The sequence below is a fragment of the Streptomyces olivochromogenes genome (genome assembly GCF_021538895.1).
Taxonomy (GTDB): domain Bacteria; phylum Actinomycetota; class Actinomycetes; order Streptomycetales; family Streptomycetaceae; genus Streptomyces; species Streptomyces olivochromogenes_A.
This window is the reverse complement of the sequence record NZ_JADDRL010000006.1, coordinates 63,710-79,653: the sequence shown is the minus strand read 5'-3', so window position 1 is coordinate 79,653 and position 15,944 is coordinate 63,710. Positions and strand designations below refer to the sequence as shown.

Below are 15,944 nucleotides of genomic sequence, written 5' to 3'. Positions count from 1 at the left end.
TCGCGGCGGAGCCGCGCATGGATACAGCCCCGCGCCCCTCGGGGCACTTCACCGCTGTCTTCCGCAAAGGACGGGAAGTTCATGGCACAGCACCCCGAAGCCGCCGCGCTCCTCGCCCGGTCCCATCGGCTCGGCGCCGATCCGCGCAACACGAACTACGCCGGGGGCAACGCCTCCGCCAAGGGCACCGGCACCGACCCCGTGACCGGGGGCGGCGTGGAGCTCATGTGGGTCAAGGGGTCCGGCGGTGACCTCGGCACGCTCTCCGAGGACGGGCTGGCCGTGCTGCGGCTCGACCGGCTGCGGGCGCTCGTCGACGTCTACCCGGGCGTGGAGCGCGAGGACGAGATGGTCACCGCGTTCGACTACTGCCTGCACGGCAGGGGCGGGGCGGCCCCCTCCATCGACACCGCGATGCACGGGCTCGTGGACGCCGCGCACGTGGACCATCTGCACCCCGACTCCGGGATCGCGCTGGCCTGCGCCGCCGACGGGGAGAAGCTGACCGCCGAGTGCTTCGGCGACCGGGTGGTGTGGGTGCCGTGGCGGCGGCCCGGGTTCCAGCTCGGGCTGGACGTCGCGGCCGTCAAAAGGGCGAACCCGGGGGCGATCGGGGTGATCCTCGGCGGGCACGGCATCACCGCGTGGGGGGACACGGCTAAGGAGTGCGAGCGGAACTCGCTGCACATCATCCGGACCGCCGAGGCGTTCCTCGCCGAGCGCGGGAAGGCGCAGCCCTTCGGGTCCGTCGTCGAGGGGTACGAGGCGCTGCCCGAGGCCGAGCGGCGGGCGCGGGCCGCCGCCCTCGCGCCGTACGTCCGCGCCCTCGCCTCCCAGGACCGGCCGCGGGTCGGTCACTTCACCGACTCCGACGTCGTCCTCGACTTCCTCGCCCGCGACGGGCATCCGCGGCTCGCCGCGCTGGGCACCTCGTGCCCCGACCACTTCCTGCGGACGAAGGTACGGCCGCTGGTGCTCGACCTGCCGGCGACCGTGCCCGTGGCGGACGCGGTCGACCGCCTCAAGGAACTGCACGCCGCGTACCGGGAGGAGTACGCCGCCTACTACGCGCGGCACGCCCGGCCCGACTCCCCCGCGATGCGCGGCGCCGACCCGGCGATCGTGCTGGTGCCGGGCGTGGGCATGTTCAGCTTCGGCAAGGACAAGCAGACGGCCCGGGTGGCGGGCGAGTTCTACGTCAACGCGATCAACGTGATGCGCGGCGCACAGGCGGTGTCGTCGTACGCGCCGATCGAGGAGTCGGAGAAGTTCCGCATCGAGTACTGGGCGCTGGAGGAGGCCAAGCTGCGGCGGATGCCCGCGCCCAGGCCGCTCGCCACGCGGGTGGCGCTGGTGACGGGCGCGGGCAGCGGGATCGGGAAGGCCATCGCGCACCGGTTGGCGGCCGAGGGCGCGTGCGTGGTCGTCGCGGACGTCGACGCCGAACGGGCCGGGCAGGTCGCCGACGCGCTCGGTGGGCCGGACCGGGCGGTCGCCGTGACCGTGGACGTGACGGACGAGGCACGGATCGCCGCGGCCTTCGAGGCGGCCGTGCTCGCCTTCGGCGGGGTCGACCTCGTGGTCAACAACGCCGGCATCTCCATCTCCAAGCCCCTGTTGGAGACCACCGCCCGGGACTGGGACCTGCAGCACGGCATCATGGCCCGCGGTTCCTTCCTCGTGTCGCGCGAGGCGGCCCGGGTGATGATCGCGCAGGGGCTGGGCGGCGACATCGTGTACATCGCCTCGAAGAACGCCGTCTTCGCCGGCCCGAACAACATCGCGTACTCCGCGACCAAGGCCGACCAGGCCCATCAGGTGCGGCTGCTGGCGGCCGAGTTGGGCGGGCACGGCATCCGGGTCAACGGCGTCAACCCGGACGGGGTGGTGCGCGGCTCCGGGATCTTCGCGGGCGGCTGGGGCGCCCAGCGGGCGGCCGTCTACGGGGTCGGGGAGGAGAAGCTGGGCGAGTTCTACGCGCAGCGCACGATCCTCAAGCGCGAGGTGCTGCCCGAGCACGTGGCGAACGCGGTGTTCGCGCTCACGGGCGGGGAGCTGACGCACACCACGGGCCTGCACATCCCGGTCGACGCGGGCGTGGCGGCCGCGTTCCTGCGATGATCGGCGCCGTGACGTCGTACGCCGCGGTCGACCTCGGTGCCTCCAGCGGGCGGGTGATGGTCGGCCGGGTCGGCGCCGACCGCCTGGAGCTGGCCGAAGCCCATCGTTTTCCCAACCGGCCCGTCCGGGTGCCGGAGGGGCTGCGCTGGGACGTCCTCGCGCTCTACGCCGGGGTGCTCGAAGGGCTGAGGGCGGCCGGACAGGTGGACTCCGTCGGCATCGACGGGTGGGGCGTGGACTACGGGCTGCTCGACGCCGACGGAGCCCTGCTCGGCAACCCCGTGCACTACCGGGACGCCCGCACCGAGGGCGCCGCGGAGAAGGTGTGGGCGACCGTGCCCGCCGCCGAGCTGTACGCGGCGACCGGACTGCAGTACGCACCCATCAACACCCTGTACCAGCTGACGGCGGCCCGCGACACCCGGCAACTCGCGCATGCCGAGCGCCTGTTGCTCGTCCCCGACCTGATCGCCTACTGGCTGACCGGCGAGCAGGGCACGGAACTCACCAACGCCTCCACCACCCAGCTCATCGATCCCCGCACGCGCGAGTGGTCGTACGACGTCGCCGCCCGCCTGGGCGTCGACCTGAGCCTCTTCGCGCCGCTGCGGCAGCCGGGCGACCCGGCCGGTGTGCTGCGGGCCGAGGTGCTGGAGGAGACGGGGCTCGCCGGGCCCGTGCCGGTGACGGCGGTCGGCTCGCACGACACCGCGTCGGCCGTGGCCGCGGTCCCGGCCGTCGGCGAACGGTTCGCCTACATCTGCACCGGCACCTGGTCCCTGGCGGGCCTTGAGCTGGACGCGCCCGTACTCACCGAGGCGAGCCGCGTCGCCAACTTCACCAACGAGCTGGGGCTGGACGGCACGGTCCGGTATCTCCGCAACATCATGGGCCTGTGGCTGCTGCAGGAGTGCGTACGGGCCTGGGGTGAGCCGGATCTCGACGGGCTGCTGCGCGAGGCGGCCGGGGCCGCGGCGCTGCGGTCGGTCGTGGACGCGGGCGACCCGGCGTTCCTGGCGCCCGGCCGGATGCCGGAGCGGATCGCCGACGCCTGCCGGGCGACGGGGCAGCCCGTTCCGCGCACCCCGGCCGAGGTCACCCGCTGCATCCTCGACTCCCTCGCCCTGGCCCATCGCCGGGCGGTCGAGGACGCCCAGCGGCTGGCCGCCCATCCGGTGGACGTCGTGCACGTGGTCGGCGGTGGCACCCGCAACGCGCTGCTGTGCCAACTCACCGCCGACGCCTGCGGGCTGCCGGTGGTGGCGGGCCCGGCGGAGGCCGCCGCCCTCGGCAACGTCCTGGTCCAGGCGCGCGCCCACGGTCTGGCCGGCGATCACACCGACCTGCGCCGACTGGTCGCGCGCACCCAGCCGCTCACCCGGTACGAACCGCTCGGCACGACCGCGCGCTGGCAGGAGGCAGAAGCCCGACTCGCCGCGCGATGAGCCGGGGTCTCCCCGCGCCCGTCCCCGCCCATTAGGCTGCACTCATCCGATGATCGACCCCAGGGAGCCGCGATGCGTGTCGCTCTGTTCCTGACCTGCGTCAACGACACGCTCTATCCGGACACCGGCCGCGCGGTGGTGAAACTGCTGACCAGACTGGGCGTCGAGGTCGACTTCCCGATGGCCCAGACCTGCTGCGGGCAGGCGCACTACAACACCGGGTACCGGCACCAGACCGAGCCACTGGCCCGGCATTTCTCCGATGTCTTCGGGGAGTACGAGGCGATCGTGACCCCGTCCGGATCGTGCGGGGCGATGGTGCGGGAGCTGTATCCGCGGCTGGGCGAACGGGCCCGGGCCGAGGGGCGCGGGGAAGGACTGGCCCGGACCCTGGCGCCCGTGGTGCCGAAGACGTACGAACTGACGGAGTTCCTGGTGGACGTGCTGGGCGTGACAGACGTCGGGGCCTACTACCCGCACCGGGTGACCTACCACCCGACCTGCCACGGGCTGCGCGGTCTGCGCCTGGGCGACCGTCCGCACCGGCTGCTCCGGGCGGTCGAGGGGCTGGAACTGGTGGAGCTGCCGGGCGCCGAGGAGTGCTGCGGCTTCGGCGGGACGTTCGCGGTGAAGAACTCCGACGTCTCGGCGGCGATGGGCGCGGACAAGGTGCGGGCCGCCGAGTCGACGGGGGCTCAGGTGCTGTGCGCCGCCGACAACTCCTGTCTGATGCACATCGGCGGCACCATGGCCCGGCTGCGGACCGGCATGCGGCCGGTGCACATCGCGGAGATCCTGGCGAGCACGAAGGAGGAGCCGGCCGCATGAGCGGGACGTTCGTAGGGATGCCGGCCTTCCCGAAGGCCGCGCACGACGCCGTGCGGGACGGGACGCTGCGCGCCAATCTGCGCCACGCGACCCACACCATCCGCGCCAAGCGGGCCAAGGCCGTCGCGGAGGTGTCCGACTGGGCGGCCCTGCGGGAGGCCGGCAAGCAGATCAAGGACCATACGCTCCGTCATCTCGACGAGTACCTGGTGCGGTTGGAGCAGTCGGTCACCGCGGCGGGCGGCACCGTCCACTGGGCCGCCGACGCCGAGGAGGCCAACCGGATCGTCGCCGGGCTGATCAGGGCGACCGGCGAGACGGAGGTCGTCAAGGTCAAGTCGATGGCCACCCAGGAGATCGGGCTCAACGAGGCCCTCCTCGCCGAGGGCATCCACGCCTACGAGACCGATCTCGCCGAACTGATCGTGCAGTTGGGCAAGGACCGGCCCTCGCACATCCTCGTCCCGGCGATCCACCGCAACCGGGGCGAGATCCGGGACATCTTCCGCGCCGAGATGGGTGCGTGGGGCCGCCCGGCCCCGGAGGGTCTGACCGACACCCCCGCCGAACTCGCCGAGGCCGCCCGGCTGCACCTGCGGGAGAAGTTCCTGCGCGCCAAGGTCGGCGTCTCGGGCGCCAACTTCATGGTCGCCGAGACCGGCACGCTCGTGGTCGTCGAGTCCGAGGGAAACGGGCGCATGTGCCTGACCCTGCCCGAGACGCTGATCTCGGTCGTCGGCATCGAGAAGGTGGTGCCGACCTGGCGGGACCTGGAGGTCTTCCTCCAGACCCTGCCGCGCTCCTCGACCGCCGAGCGCATGAACCCGTACACGTCGATGTGGACCGGCACCACGCACACGGACGGGCCCCGCACCTTCCACCTGGTCCTGCTGGACAACGGCCGCACCGACACCCTCGCCGACGAGGTCGGCCGTCAGGCGCTGCGCTGCATCCGCTGCTCGGCCTGCCTCAACGTGTGCCCGGTGTACGAGCGGGCGGGCGGGCACGCGTACGGCTCGGTCTACCCCGGTCCGATCGGCGCCATCCTCAGCCCCCAACTGCGGGGCACGCAGAGCGAGATCGACGCCTCGCTGCCGTACGCCTCCTCGCTCTGCGGGGCCTGCTACGAGGTGTGCCCGGTGGCCATCGACATCCCGGAGGTGCTGGTGCATCTGCGCGAGCGGGTCGTGGAGGGCGGGCCGGTGGTCCGGGAGGGCAACAAGGTGGTGCTGCGCCCGGCGAAGGGGCACGCCGCCGAGCGTGCCGCCCTGCGCGCGGCACGCTGGGCGTTCAGCCGGCCGGGAGCCCTGCGCGCCGGCCAGCGGCTCGCCTCCCGCACCCGGCGCCTGCATCCCCGTACCCTGCCGGGCCCCGGCCGGGCCTGGACCGGCACCCGCGAGCTGCCCACGGTGCCCGCGGAGCCGTTCCGCGACTGGTGGCAGCGCACCCAGGGCGGCAAGAAGGAGGCCGAGTGAGCGGCAGGGAACGGATCCTGGGCCGGGTGCAGCGCGCGCTCGCGGCCGTACCGGCGGGCGACACGCCGTACGAACAGGCGGTCTCCCGGGACTATCTGCGCGAGCACGGGCAGCGCACCGTCGCGGAGGCGGTCGATCTGCTGGCGGAGAACCTGGCGGACTACCGGGCGCGGGTGCACCGCTGCTCGGCCGGTGAACTGCCCGCCGTCATCGCCGGGTTGCTGGCGGCGCGGACGTCGGCCTCGGTGCTCGTGCCGCCCGGGCTGGACGAGGGGTGGCTGGCGGACACGCAGGTCACCCGGGTCGCCGACCTGGCGGAGAGCGGCGCGCGCGAGCTCGACGGGGTGGACAGCGTGGTCACGGCGTGCGCGGTGGCGATCGCCGAGACCGGCACCCTCGTGCTGGACGGCGGCCCCGACCAGGGCCGCCGGCGGATCAGCCTGGTCCCGGACCACCACATCTGCGTGGTCCGCGTGCCCGAACAGGTCGTCTCCTCGGTCCCCCAGGCCCTCGGGCGCCTCGACCCGACGCGCCCGCTGACCTGGATCTCCGGTCCGTCGGCGACCAGCGACATCGAGCTGGACCGGGTGGAGGGCGTGCACGGGCCGCGCACGCTGGAGGTCGTCCTGGTCGGCGGGCCCGGTCAGGAGCCGCCGGGCTCGGTGGCGGGCGGCGGCTGATGCGGCTGCGGTTCCCGGCGGTCGGGGCGGGAGCGGTCCAGCAGGCCGAACGCCCAGCGCTCGTTGAAGCCGGCCAGGAACCCGACGGCACACCAGAAGCCCCAGAACGCGGTGCCCGCGCCGTCCTGGCGGGCCGTGCAGATGCCGGTGGTCGTGGTGGGCGTCTCGATGACCTGCACGATGCCCGAGTTGAGCAGGAAGTACACCGCGAGGGCCAGGATCCAGCCGACGAAGACCCGGTACACGCCCTCGTGGCGCATTCCGCGCGCCAGTTGTCCCGGGGCCACGGCGCCCCGGTCGCCGTTGGTCCTGCGCCGGGCCAGGGTCTCCCCCTGCCGGCGCAGTCGCACCAGCACGCTGAGCACCGCGCCGAAGGCCCCCACTCCCGCGCACACGAAGGCGCCCATCAGGCTCCAGCGGTCGCTGCATCCGATGTCCACCCGCAGGAGGTCGAGGAGTCCGGCGGCGCCCACCGCCAGCGGCGTGGTCAGCAGCACCACGCTGATGAGCGCGCCCAGGCCGAGTCCGATGTTGAGGCCGCGGCTCACGGCGAGCGCGCGGTCCTCCTCGATCCGGGCGCGCAGGCCCGCGACCTCCTTGGTGAGGTAGTCCTTCAGATGCCTGTCGCACTCCCCCGCGGCCAGTCGCGGGTCGTGCAGCACATTGCCCAGGACGCAGCCGACGGTGATCCGCAGCGACTGCCGGGTCTCGTGCTCGAACGCCCGCTGGGCCTCGCCGTGGATCAGCTGGAGGTACAGGTGCTGCGCCGGATACGCGGCGATGAACCGCTCGTAGGCGGCCTCGCGGCCCGGGTCCACCAGGTTGGCCAGGCCGTCGGCCTTCGCGTCGGTGCGGGCACCGAGCACCGCGTCACGTAATCTCCGCCACCACGGCCGGTGGCGTCCCCCGTTGTTCGTCATGGACAACCACTACCGGCACGGCCCCGGGCCGGGAAAGACGCCCACGGCACCAGTACGGTCACCGACGTCACCGCACCGTCACGGCACGGATTCCGAAGATCCTTCTCAGCCGGATCCGGCCGTCTCAGCCGACTCCCGCCGCGTCCAGCAGCGCCGCCGCCGTCTTCGTCGCCAGGCCGTCGTCCAGGCGTTCCACTCCCGAGCCGGCCCGGGCGCTGGCGCCGTCGAAGACCAGCACGAGCTGGCGGGCGAGCAGGGCCGGGTCGTGTGCGCCGCCCTGTTCGGCCTCGGCACGGAAAAGTGCCTCCAGGCGCCGCTTGACCATGTGGGCGACCTCACGCGCCGGGTGCTCCGGGTCCTTGAGCTCGACCAGGACGGCCAGATACGGGCAGCCGTGGTAGCCGGGCTCCACGGAGGCCTTCTCCAGCACCTCGAAGACGTTCATGATCCGCTCGCGGGGCGTCGCGGCCTGCGGGTCGGGGAGCGAGAACTGGGACTCGTACCACGGGACGCGCCGCTCCAGGCTCGCCGCCAGTACCGCTTCCTTGCTGTCGAAGAGCTGGTACATCGACCGCTTGGAGACCCCTGCCGCCCGGCACAGGGCCTCGACCCCGATGGAGACGCCCTCCGTGTAGAAGAGCTCACCGGCCGCGTCGAGCAGCCGGTCCCGGGGGGACGCCTTTTCCGTGGTGGTCATACGGCGAGGTTACCGCGCCGTACGAGATTGGGAAACCGATCGGTATACCACCGGGGCCCCGGCCGCACAACCCCCGTGACAGCGGAGGTGAACAAGCGCTTAGATAGGAGCAGGCACCCGTTCCCCGACCCCGCCGGAGGCCCCGTTGTTCTCTTCCGTCGACGACGTCTCCGCGCGCCTCGCCGAGACCGGCTACCTCGCCTCCCCCGCCGTCGCCACGACCGTCTTCCTGGCCGACCGGCTGGGCAAGCCGTTGCTGGTGGAGGGCCCCGCCGGGGTCGGCAAGACGGAGCTCGCCAAGGCCGTCGCCCAGGTCGCGGACGCCCGGCTGGTCCGGCTCCAGTGCTACGAGGGCGTGGACGAGTCCCGCGCGCTGTACGAGTGGAACCACGCCAAGCAGCTGCTGCGCATCAGCGCGGGCCGCGACGAAAGCTGGGACGAGGCCCGCACCGACATCTTCAGCGAGGAGTTCCTGCTCCCGCGCCCGCTGCTGACCGCCATCCGCGGCGACGACCCCAAGGTCCTGCTCATCGACGAGACCGACAAGGCCGACGTCGAGGTCGAGGGGCTGCTCCTGGAGGTGCTCAGCGACTTCCAGGTCACCGTCCCCGAGCTGGGCACCGTCACCGCGACCCGCCGCCCCTTCGTCGTGCTCACCTCCAACGCCAGCCGCGAGCTGTCCGAGGCGCTGCGCCGCCGCTGCCTGTTCCTGCACATCGGCTTCCCGGAGGAGGAGCTGGAGCGGCGGATCGTACGGCTGAAGGTGCCGGGCCTGAGCGAGGCGCTGACCGAGTCCGTGGTGCGCGTGATCGGCGCGCTGCGCGCGATGGACCTGCGGAAGGTGCCGTCCGTCGCCGAGACCATCGACTGGGCGCGCACGCTCCTCGCGCTGGGCGCCGACACCCTCGACGAGACCGTCGTACGGGACAGCCTGGGCGTGATCCTCAAGCATCAGGACGACATCCAGAAGGCGGCCGCCAAGCTCGACCTGGACGCCCTGTGACCACGCCCGCCGGCGTCCCCGAGCGCCTGACGGGCCTTGTCGGGGCGCTGCGCGCGCACGGTGTCCGGGTCGGCACCGGCGAGACCGTCGACGCCGCCCGCGCCGTCGAGGCGCTCGGGCTCGCCGACCGGGAGCTGCTGCGCGAGGGCCTGGCGGCGACGCTGTTGCACGGGACGGGCCACCGGACGGTGTTCGATCCCGTCTTCGACCTGTACTTCCCGCGCGGCATCGGCGCGCCCGGCACCGGGGCGGCGGACCGCGAGGAACTGCGCGACCGGCTCGCCGAGGCGCTGGCGGCCGACGACCGGGCCCTGATGGCGCGGCTGGCGGCCGAGGCCGTCGACGGGCTGGGCGGATACGGGAGTTCGCCGGACTCGGACGGCTGGTCGGCGTACCAGACCCTCGACCGGCTCCGCCCGCAGACACTGCTGGCCCGGGTGCGCACGGGCGTCCGGGAGCGGAACGGGGGCGGCGGCCCGGAGTTCGCCGACCGGCTGCTCGACGACGAGATCCGGCGCCGTATCGAGGCGTTCCGCGCGATGGTGGGGTCGGAGGCGCGGCGGCGGGTCGCCGAGCGGCGCGACCGGGACATGCTCGCCCGGCGCGCGGTGCGGCCGACCGCCGACCGGGTCGACTTCCTGTTCGCGGGCCGGGACCAGCTGGCCGAGCTGCGCCGGGCGGCGCAGCCGCTGGCCCGGAAGCTGGCCACCCGGCTCGCCGCCCGGCGCCGGCGGGCCGCGCGCGGCACGATCGACCTGCGCCGCACCCTGCGCGGCTCGCTGTCCACGGGCGGCGTGCCGATGCGGCCGGTGCTGCGTCGGCGCCGGCCGGTCCGCCCCGAACTGGTGCTGCTGTGCGACGTGTCGGGCTCGGTGTCCGGCTTCTCCGACTTCACGATGCTGCTGGTGCAGGCGCTGCACGACCAGTTCAGCAAGGTGCGGGTGTTCGCCTTCGTCAACCGGATCGACGAGGTGACCGCGCTCCTCGACCACGGCACGGCCGACCCGGAGGGGCTCAGCGCCCGCATCGGGGCGGAGGCGACGCTCACCGGCTGGCACGGCAGCAGCGACTACGGCGTCGCGCTGGGCGAGTTCGCCGAGCGGTACGGCGACGCGGTCGGCCCGCGCACGACCGTGTTCGTCCTCGGGGACGCCCGGACGAACCAGAGCGACCCGAACCTGCCCGCCGTCCGCCGCATCGCCGAACGGGCCCGGCGGGTCTACTGGTTGAACCCCGAGCAGCGCTCCCAGTGGGGCACCGGAGACTCCGCCGCGCCCGCCTACGCGGAGTTGGTCGAGATGCACGAGTGCCGCACGGCCCGGCAGCTCAGCGGGCTGGTCGGACGGCTGCTGCCGGTGTGAGGCGGGCGGCGCCGATGTGTGGTCGACTTGCCGCACAGCCGCCGCATCCACCGCAGACAAGAAGGACGGACGACATGACCCATCCGCCCGTGGAACTCGGCACCTTCCCCACTCCCGTGGAACCGGCGCCCCGGCTGGCCGCCGCGCTCGGGCTCGGCCCGGACGACCTGTGGGTCAAGCGTGACGACCTCACGGGGCTCGGCGGTGGCGGCAACAAGATCCGCAAGCTGGAGTGGACCGTGGGCGCGGCGCTCGCCGAGGGCGCCGACACGCTGGTGACCACCGGAGCGGCACAGAGCAACCACGCCCGGCTGACGGCCGCCGCCGGCGCCCGGCTCGGCCTGGACGTGGTCCTCGTCCTGCGCGGGTCGCCGGGCGCGTCGCGGTCCGGGAACCTGGCCCTTGACGGCCTGTTCGGGGCGCGGCCGGTCTGGGCCGGCGAGGTGGACCGGGCGGGCCTGGACGCGGCGGCGGCCGCCGTCTGCGAGCGGCTGCGCGAGAAGGGCGCCCGGCCCGCGCTCGTCCCGTTCGGCGGCTCCAGTGTGCTGGGCGCGCGGGGCTACGTGCGGTGCGGCGAGGAGCTGCGCCGCCAGGTGCCGGACCTGCGGACGGCGGTCGTCGCCCTCGGGTCCGGCGGGACGATGGCGGGACTCGTCGCAGCCCTGGGCGCGGACTCGGTGCTCGGGGTCGATGTGGGAGCCCTGCCCGATCCGGCGGCCGCCGCGGCGGAGTTCGCGGCCCCGCTCACCGAGGAGAGCGTCGCCCCGGACCGGCTGCGGGTGCGGCGCGACCAGGTGGGCGACGGGTACGCGAGGCTCACCGGACCGGCGGCCGAGGCGCTCCGCCTCGCCGCCCGCACCGAGGGCCTCGTCCTGGACCCCGTCTACACCGGGCGGGCGCTGGCCGGACTGGCCGCCGCCGTGCGGGACGGTGACGTCCGGCCCGGCGAGCGGACGGTGTTCGTGCACACCGGCGGGCTGCCCGGCCTGTTCGGGCACGCGGAGGCCGTCGCCTACGCCGAAGAGGGCGCCGTCCCCTACGACTTGTGACGGCGCCGGTCCCCGGGGCCGCCCGCCCGTCATCCTCCGGGACTACGGCATCCCCCGGATGCCCGGCCGCCACGGCTCGCCCTACGCTGCCGACAGAGCGAGGGGGAGCCCATGAAGGCAGTGGTCCAGGACCGGTACGGCGCACCGGACGTGTTGCGACTCAGGGACGTGGACCGGCCGGTGCCCGGCGACGACGAGGTGCTGGTGCGGGTACGGGCCGCCGCGCTGAACGCCTACGACTGGCACCTCATGCGCGGCGACCCGTACGTGGCCCGGCTGGCGCTGGGACTGCGGGCACCCCGGGCCACCGTCCGCGGCCGGGACTTCGCGGGTGAGGTGACGGCCGTCGGCCGGAACGTGGCCGGTCTCCGGCCCGGTGACGAGGTGTTCGGCGAGGTGGACGGAACCCTCGCGGAGTACGCGTGCGTCCCGGACGCGGCGGTGGAACGCAAGCCGGCCGGCCTGACCTTCGAGCAGGCGGCGGCGCTGCCGCTGGCCGGCAACACCGCCCTGCGCGGGCTGCGGGACGTGGCGGGCCTGCGGCCGGGGCAGCATGTGCTGGTCAACGGTGCCTCGGGCGGGGTCGGCACGTTCGCGGTGCAGATCGCCACTGCGCTCGGCGCGGAGGTGACCGGCGTGTGCAGTGCGCGCAACGCCGACCTGGTGCGCTCGCTCGGCGCGGACCACGTGATCGACTACGCCCGGGAGGACTTCACGCGCGGCGGGCAGCGCTACGACGTCGTCCTCGACCTCATCGCCAACCACGGGATCTTCGCGCTCCGGCGCGTCCTGCGGCCGGGCGGCACCATCATCCTCGCCAGCGGCGGCAGCCCCGGCCGGCTGCTCGGCGCCGTCGGCCTGCTCCTCCGGGGCGTGGTGCTCTCCCCGCTCGTGCGCGGACGCGTGCTGCCGCTCGTCGGACCGGCTCCGAGCAAGGAGGCCCTGGTGGCGCTGCGGGAACTCGCCGACTCCGGGAAGCTCGCTCCGGTGATCGACCGGACGTACCCGCTGGGCGAGGCGGTCGAGGCCATCCGGTACCTGGAGGAGCAGCGCACCCGCGGGAAGATCGTCGTCACGGTCTGACCGGAGGCGGCCCGTCGTACGGGTGCCCCGCGGTGGCGTTCGCCGAGGGACCCGGCGCACCGCGGGGCGTCAGAGGTGTCCGGGTCAGATTTCCGGAGCCTTCGCGTACCGCTGTGCCGTGGGTCCCGCGAAGTCGTACATCACGACCTGCTCGTCCCCCACGACCCAGGCGTCGTGCCCGGGCGGGCACACGAACACGTCGCCGGGGCCGACCTCGCACTCGCCGCCGTCGTCCATGCGGATGTGCAACCGGCCCTGCACGACATAGGCGCTGTGCGGCACCTGGCAGCTCTCGGTGCCCGCGATCGGCGCCACGGACTGGGACCAGCGCCAGCCCGGTTCGAACGTGCTCACGGCGAAGTCGAGCCCGGTCAGGTGCACGGCTTCGAGGTGGCCACGGGGGAAGTCACGCCGTTCGTCCGGCTTCTCGACCGTCTTCACTTCCAACATGCCGATGTCCTCCCTTCCGGCCGTGCGCCACGGCCGACTCCATCGTCTGCCCGTCAACTCGGCGGCGCCATTCGGCGGAAGGGCGCTTCGTGCCGGGCGTCCGGGCAGCGAAGTCGCGCAGCCTGATTGACATGCTCACGCCCATCACCTCAGACTCGGCTACCTGCGCGCCGCCCGCCCGCCCCGCAACTCCCCGCCACGCGAGGCCGTTTCCGCCGCACCTCCCGCACGCAACGCCCCCTGAGCCATGAAATAAGCCCAGACAACGTTGTCAACACTCCGGACGGAGGCCTCTCATGGCAGCCACCCCAACCAGCAGCTTCCCGGCCGACCCCCCGGGCGCCCGGCTCACCCGGCGCGCCCTGCTGCGCACGGCGGCGGGAGCCACGGCCGCGCTCGCCGCGCTCGGCGGCCCGGGCGCGGCACCGGCGTCCGCCGCCGCGCCCGGACCGGCCGACCCGGCGCTCGCGGACGACGTACGCCAGGAGTTCCTCACCGCCTGGACCGCCTACCGGCGGCAGGCCTGGGGCCGGGACGAGCTGCGGCCGGTGAGCGGCACCGGCTCGGAGTTCTTCATCAGCGGGGTGCCGCTGGGCCTGACGATCGTGGAGTCGCTGGACACGCTGTACCTGATGGAGCTGGACGGCGAGCTGGACGCGGCCGTCTCCTGGATCGCCGGGAACCTGGACTTCGACCGCGACGCGAGCGTGCACGTCTTCGAGACGATCATCCGGCTGGTCGGCGGCCTCCTCTCCGGCTACCACTGCACCGGCAACACCGTCCTGCTCACCAAGGCCCGCGACCTGGCCGACCGGCTGCTGCCCGCGTTCACCTCGTCGCCGACCGGGGCGCCGTACCGGTACGTCAACCTGCGCACCGGCGCGGTCAGCGGCAACCAGGTGCCGCTCGCCGAGATCGGCAGCAACATCACCGAGCTCGGATGGCTGTCCCAACTCACCGGTGACCAGAAGTACTTCAACGCGGCGAAGCGGGCGCTGAAGGCCCCGTACGACCGGCGCTCCGCGCTCGACCTGGTCGGTACGACGCTCAACGTGGAGACCGGCGCCTGGACCGACCCGACCGCCCGGGTGGACCCGCCCGTGGACTCGTACTTCGAGTACCTGTGGGACGCCTACCAGTTCTTCGGGGACACCGAGATCCGCGGCTGGTACCGGACGCTGACCGCGGCGGTCCTGCAACGGCTCGGGGAGACCTACGGCGGGCGGCTGTGGTTCCGGGCGGTCGACATGAACAGCGGGGCGCTGGTGGGCCGGGGACAGTCCGAACTCACCGCCTTCTACGCCGGGTTGCTCGCCCAGGGCGGGAACGTGGCCGAGGGCGAGTCGTACCACTCCTCGTGGACGGCCGCGCTGACGCAGTACCGGCTGCCGCCGGAGGCCATCGACTACACGACGCTCGCCGCGACCAGCAACGCCTACCAACTCAGGCCCGAGTACGTGGACTCGGCGCTGTTCCTGTGGCTGCTGACCGGCAAGGAGGTCTACCGCGACCGCGCCAAGTGGCTGTGGACGGCGCAGAAGTCGCACTGCAAGGTCGCGGGCGGCTACACGGTCGTGTCGGACCTGCGGACGAACCCGACGACCAAGGGCGATCTGACCCCCGGCTACTGGTACTCGGAGAACATGAAGTACTTCTACCTGCTGTGGGCGGGTGCGCCGCGCTTCGACTACACCACCAACTACCTCACCACCGAGGGCAATGTGCTGCGCGGCGCCGTCCGGGTCGCCGCGCCCGCCCCGAACGGGACCTTCCGGCTGCTCAACCGGGCCACCGGGCGCGCGATGGACGTGAGCGGGTCCTCGACCTCGGACGGCGGCGCGGTGATCGTGTGGACGGCGCACTCTGGGGCCAACCAGCGCTGGATCGCCACGACTTCGGGCGGCTACACCAAGCTGACCAGCCTGCACAGCGGCAAGGTGCTGGAGGTGCCGCGTTCCTCCACGGCGGACGGCACCGCCCTGAACCAGTGGGCCCACAACGGCACCGCCACCCAGCAGTGGACGGTGCAGCCGGTGGCCGACGGTTATCAGCGCCTCGTCGACCGCAACAGCGGCAAGGCGGCCGACGTCGACGGGACCGGCAACGGGGCCGCGGTGGTGCAGCGGCCGGTGAGCGGCGCGGCCTCGCAGCAGTGGCGGTGGGAGAGGGTGTGACGCGGAGGCGTTCCGGGAGCGCGCGCCGGTGACTACTGTGGCCCGGTGACCCCAGCAGACGTGATCTCCCTCGCCGTGGACGAGACGGGGGACCCGCCCCTGAGACCGCTTCCCCCCGAGGCCGCCGAGCTGCTGCACACGCTGAATGCCCCGCCCCGGCTGGTGGCGCACCTCCGGGCGGTGCACGAGGTCGCGGCGCAACTCCTCGACCGGCTCGCCCGGGAGTGCCCGGCGCTGGAGGTCGACCGGGACGCGGTGCTCTTCGGTGCCGCCACGCACGACATCGGCAAGGCCCTGCACCCCGCCGAGCTCTCCGGGCCCGGCGCGGAGCACGAGGAGGCGGGGCGCGCGCTCCTGTTGGCGCACGGGGTGCCGGCCCGCCTCGCCCGGTTCGCCGGCACGCACGCCTCGTGGGACGCGCCGGAAGCCGGCGTCGACGACCTGCTGGTCAGCCTGGCCGACAAAATCTGGAAGAACAAGCGCGTCCCGGCGCTGGAGGACCTCGTCGTGGCCCGCCTCGCGGGCGCCGGCGGACGCCCGGTCTGGGAGGCCTTCCTTCGACTGGACGAGGTCCTCACGGACATCGGCGAGGACGCCGGCCGCAGGCTGGCCTACCAGATGTCCCATCCCGTGACGCGAGGAGGGGGCCTGTGACGGT

General features: G+C 73.6%; 14 protein-coding genes. 11 read left to right on the top strand and 3 right to left on the bottom strand.

The window, feature by feature from the left end:
* Positions 1-81: 81 nt before the first annotated feature.
* From IPZ69_RS04680 to IPZ69_RS04660, 5 genes are all read left to right on the top strand, one after another.
* Positions 82-2,121 carry a bifunctional aldolase/short-chain dehydrogenase gene (locus tag IPZ69_RS04680; RefSeq protein WP_235452412.1) on the top strand — a complete coding sequence of 680 codons (2,040 nt, stop codon included), beginning with the start codon at positions 82-84 and terminating at the stop codon, positions 2,119-2,121.
* The gene (locus IPZ69_RS04675) at positions 2,118-3,566 is read left to right on the top strand and encodes a rhamnulokinase (protein WP_235452411.1); all 1,449 of its coding nucleotides are present in this window, start codon (positions 2,118-2,120) and stop codon (positions 3,564-3,566) included. The genes IPZ69_RS04680 and IPZ69_RS04675 overlap by 4 nt, the downstream gene beginning before the upstream one ends.
* Before the next feature lie 72 nt (positions 3,567-3,638).
* Entirely contained in the window at positions 3,639-4,394 is a 756-nt protein-coding gene (locus IPZ69_RS04670) for a (Fe-S)-binding protein (protein ID WP_235452410.1), read from the top strand.
* The gene (locus tag IPZ69_RS04665) at positions 4,391-5,869 is read left to right on the top strand and encodes a LutB/LldF family L-lactate oxidation iron-sulfur protein (protein WP_235452409.1); all 1,479 of its coding nucleotides are present in this window, start codon (positions 4,391-4,393) and stop codon (positions 5,867-5,869) included. Before IPZ69_RS04670 ends, IPZ69_RS04665 begins: the two co-directional genes overlap by 4 nt.
* Positions 5,866-6,549 (top strand): LutC/YkgG family protein, encoded by a 684-nt coding sequence (locus IPZ69_RS04660; RefSeq protein WP_235452408.1) that lies wholly within the window; start codon positions 5,866-5,868, stop codon positions 6,547-6,549. The genes IPZ69_RS04665 and IPZ69_RS04660 overlap by 4 nt, the downstream gene beginning before the upstream one ends.
* On the opposite strand, the gene IPZ69_RS04655 is transcribed toward IPZ69_RS04660, so the two are convergent.
* A complete protein-coding gene (locus IPZ69_RS04655; RefSeq protein ID WP_235452407.1) occupies positions 6,513-7,469 on the bottom strand; it encodes a hypothetical protein in 957 nt (318 codons plus the stop codon). The genes IPZ69_RS04660 and IPZ69_RS04655 overlap by 37 nt on opposite strands.
* Before the next feature lie 124 nt (positions 7,470-7,593).
* Positions 7,594-8,166: a TetR/AcrR family transcriptional regulator gene (locus IPZ69_RS04650; RefSeq protein WP_235452406.1), complete on the bottom strand. Its 573-nt coding sequence runs from the start codon at positions 8,164-8,166 to the stop codon at positions 7,594-7,596.
* A gap of 145 nt (positions 8,167-8,311) precedes the next feature.
* On the opposite strand from IPZ69_RS04650, the gene IPZ69_RS04645 reads away from it, so the two are divergent.
* The 4 genes from IPZ69_RS04645 (at position 8,312) to IPZ69_RS04630 (ending at position 12,662) form a co-directional block, all read left to right on the top strand.
* A complete protein-coding gene (locus IPZ69_RS04645; RefSeq protein WP_235452405.1) occupies positions 8,312-9,169 on the top strand; it encodes an AAA family ATPase in 858 nt (285 codons plus the stop codon).
* Positions 9,166-10,530 carry a vWA domain-containing protein gene (locus IPZ69_RS04640; protein ID WP_235452404.1) on the top strand — a complete coding sequence of 455 codons (1,365 nt, stop codon included), beginning with the start codon at positions 9,166-9,168 and terminating at the stop codon, positions 10,528-10,530. The genes IPZ69_RS04645 and IPZ69_RS04640 overlap by 4 nt, the downstream gene beginning before the upstream one ends.
* Before the next feature lie 74 nt (positions 10,531-10,604).
* On the top strand, positions 10,605-11,579 hold the full coding sequence (locus tag IPZ69_RS04635; protein ID WP_235452403.1) for a pyridoxal-phosphate dependent enzyme: 975 nt from the start codon (positions 10,605-10,607) through the stop codon (positions 11,577-11,579).
* 111 nt (positions 11,580-11,690) lie between these two features.
* Entirely contained in the window at positions 11,691-12,662 is a 972-nt protein-coding gene (locus IPZ69_RS04630) for an NAD(P)-dependent alcohol dehydrogenase (RefSeq protein WP_235452401.1), read from the top strand.
* An 84-nt stretch (positions 12,663-12,746) separates the two neighbouring features.
* On the opposite strand, the gene IPZ69_RS04625 is transcribed toward IPZ69_RS04630, so the two are convergent.
* A complete protein-coding gene (locus tag IPZ69_RS04625; RefSeq protein WP_235452399.1) occupies positions 12,747-13,112 on the bottom strand; it encodes a cupin domain-containing protein in 366 nt (121 codons plus the stop codon).
* Between the two features lie 296 nt (positions 13,113-13,408).
* Here IPZ69_RS04625 and IPZ69_RS04620 point away from each other — a divergent pair, with 296 nt between their 5' ends.
* Together IPZ69_RS04620 and IPZ69_RS04615 are read left to right on the top strand one after the other, a co-directional pair.
* On the top strand, positions 13,409-15,286 hold the full coding sequence (locus tag IPZ69_RS04620) for a glycoside hydrolase family 47 protein (protein WP_235452398.1): 1,878 nt from the start codon (positions 13,409-13,411) through the stop codon (positions 15,284-15,286).
* A 45-nt stretch (positions 15,287-15,331) separates the two neighbouring features.
* Positions 15,332-15,940 carry an HD domain-containing protein gene (locus tag IPZ69_RS04615; protein ID WP_235452397.1) on the top strand — a complete coding sequence of 203 codons (609 nt, stop codon included), beginning with the start codon at positions 15,332-15,334 and terminating at the stop codon, positions 15,938-15,940.
* Positions 15,941-15,944: the final 4 nt, after the last annotated feature.

Bases quoted from the DNA above. Each gene is read 5' to 3' on its own strand.
- IPZ69_RS04680 (WP_235452412.1), top strand. From the start codon at position 82: ATGGCACAGCACCCCGAAGCCGCCGCGCTCCTCGCCCGGTCCCATCGG.
- IPZ69_RS04675 (WP_235452411.1), top strand. From the start codon at position 2,118: ATGATCGGCGCCGTGACGTCGTACGCCGCGGTCGACCTCGGTGCCTCC.
- IPZ69_RS04670 (WP_235452410.1), top strand. From the start codon at position 3,639: ATGCGTGTCGCTCTGTTCCTGACCTGCGTCAACGACACGCTCTATCCG.
- IPZ69_RS04665 (WP_235452409.1), top strand. From the start codon at position 4,391: ATGAGCGGGACGTTCGTAGGGATGCCGGCCTTCCCGAAGGCCGCGCAC.
- IPZ69_RS04655 (WP_235452407.1), bottom strand. From the start codon at position 7,469: ATGACGAACAACGGGGGACGCCACCGGCCGTGGTGGCGGAGATTACGT.
- IPZ69_RS04650 (WP_235452406.1), bottom strand. From the start codon at position 8,166: ATGACCACCACGGAAAAGGCGTCCCCCCGGGACCGGCTGCTCGACGCG.
- IPZ69_RS04635 (WP_235452403.1), top strand. From the start codon at position 10,605: ATGACCCATCCGCCCGTGGAACTCGGCACCTTCCCCACTCCCGTGGAA.
- IPZ69_RS04630 (WP_235452401.1), top strand. From the start codon at position 11,691: ATGAAGGCAGTGGTCCAGGACCGGTACGGCGCACCGGACGTGTTGCGA.
- IPZ69_RS04625 (WP_235452399.1), bottom strand. From the start codon at position 13,112: ATGTTGGAAGTGAAGACGGTCGAGAAGCCGGACGAACGGCGTGACTTC.
- IPZ69_RS04620 (WP_235452398.1), top strand. From the start codon at position 13,409: ATGGCAGCCACCCCAACCAGCAGCTTCCCGGCCGACCCCCCGGGCGCC.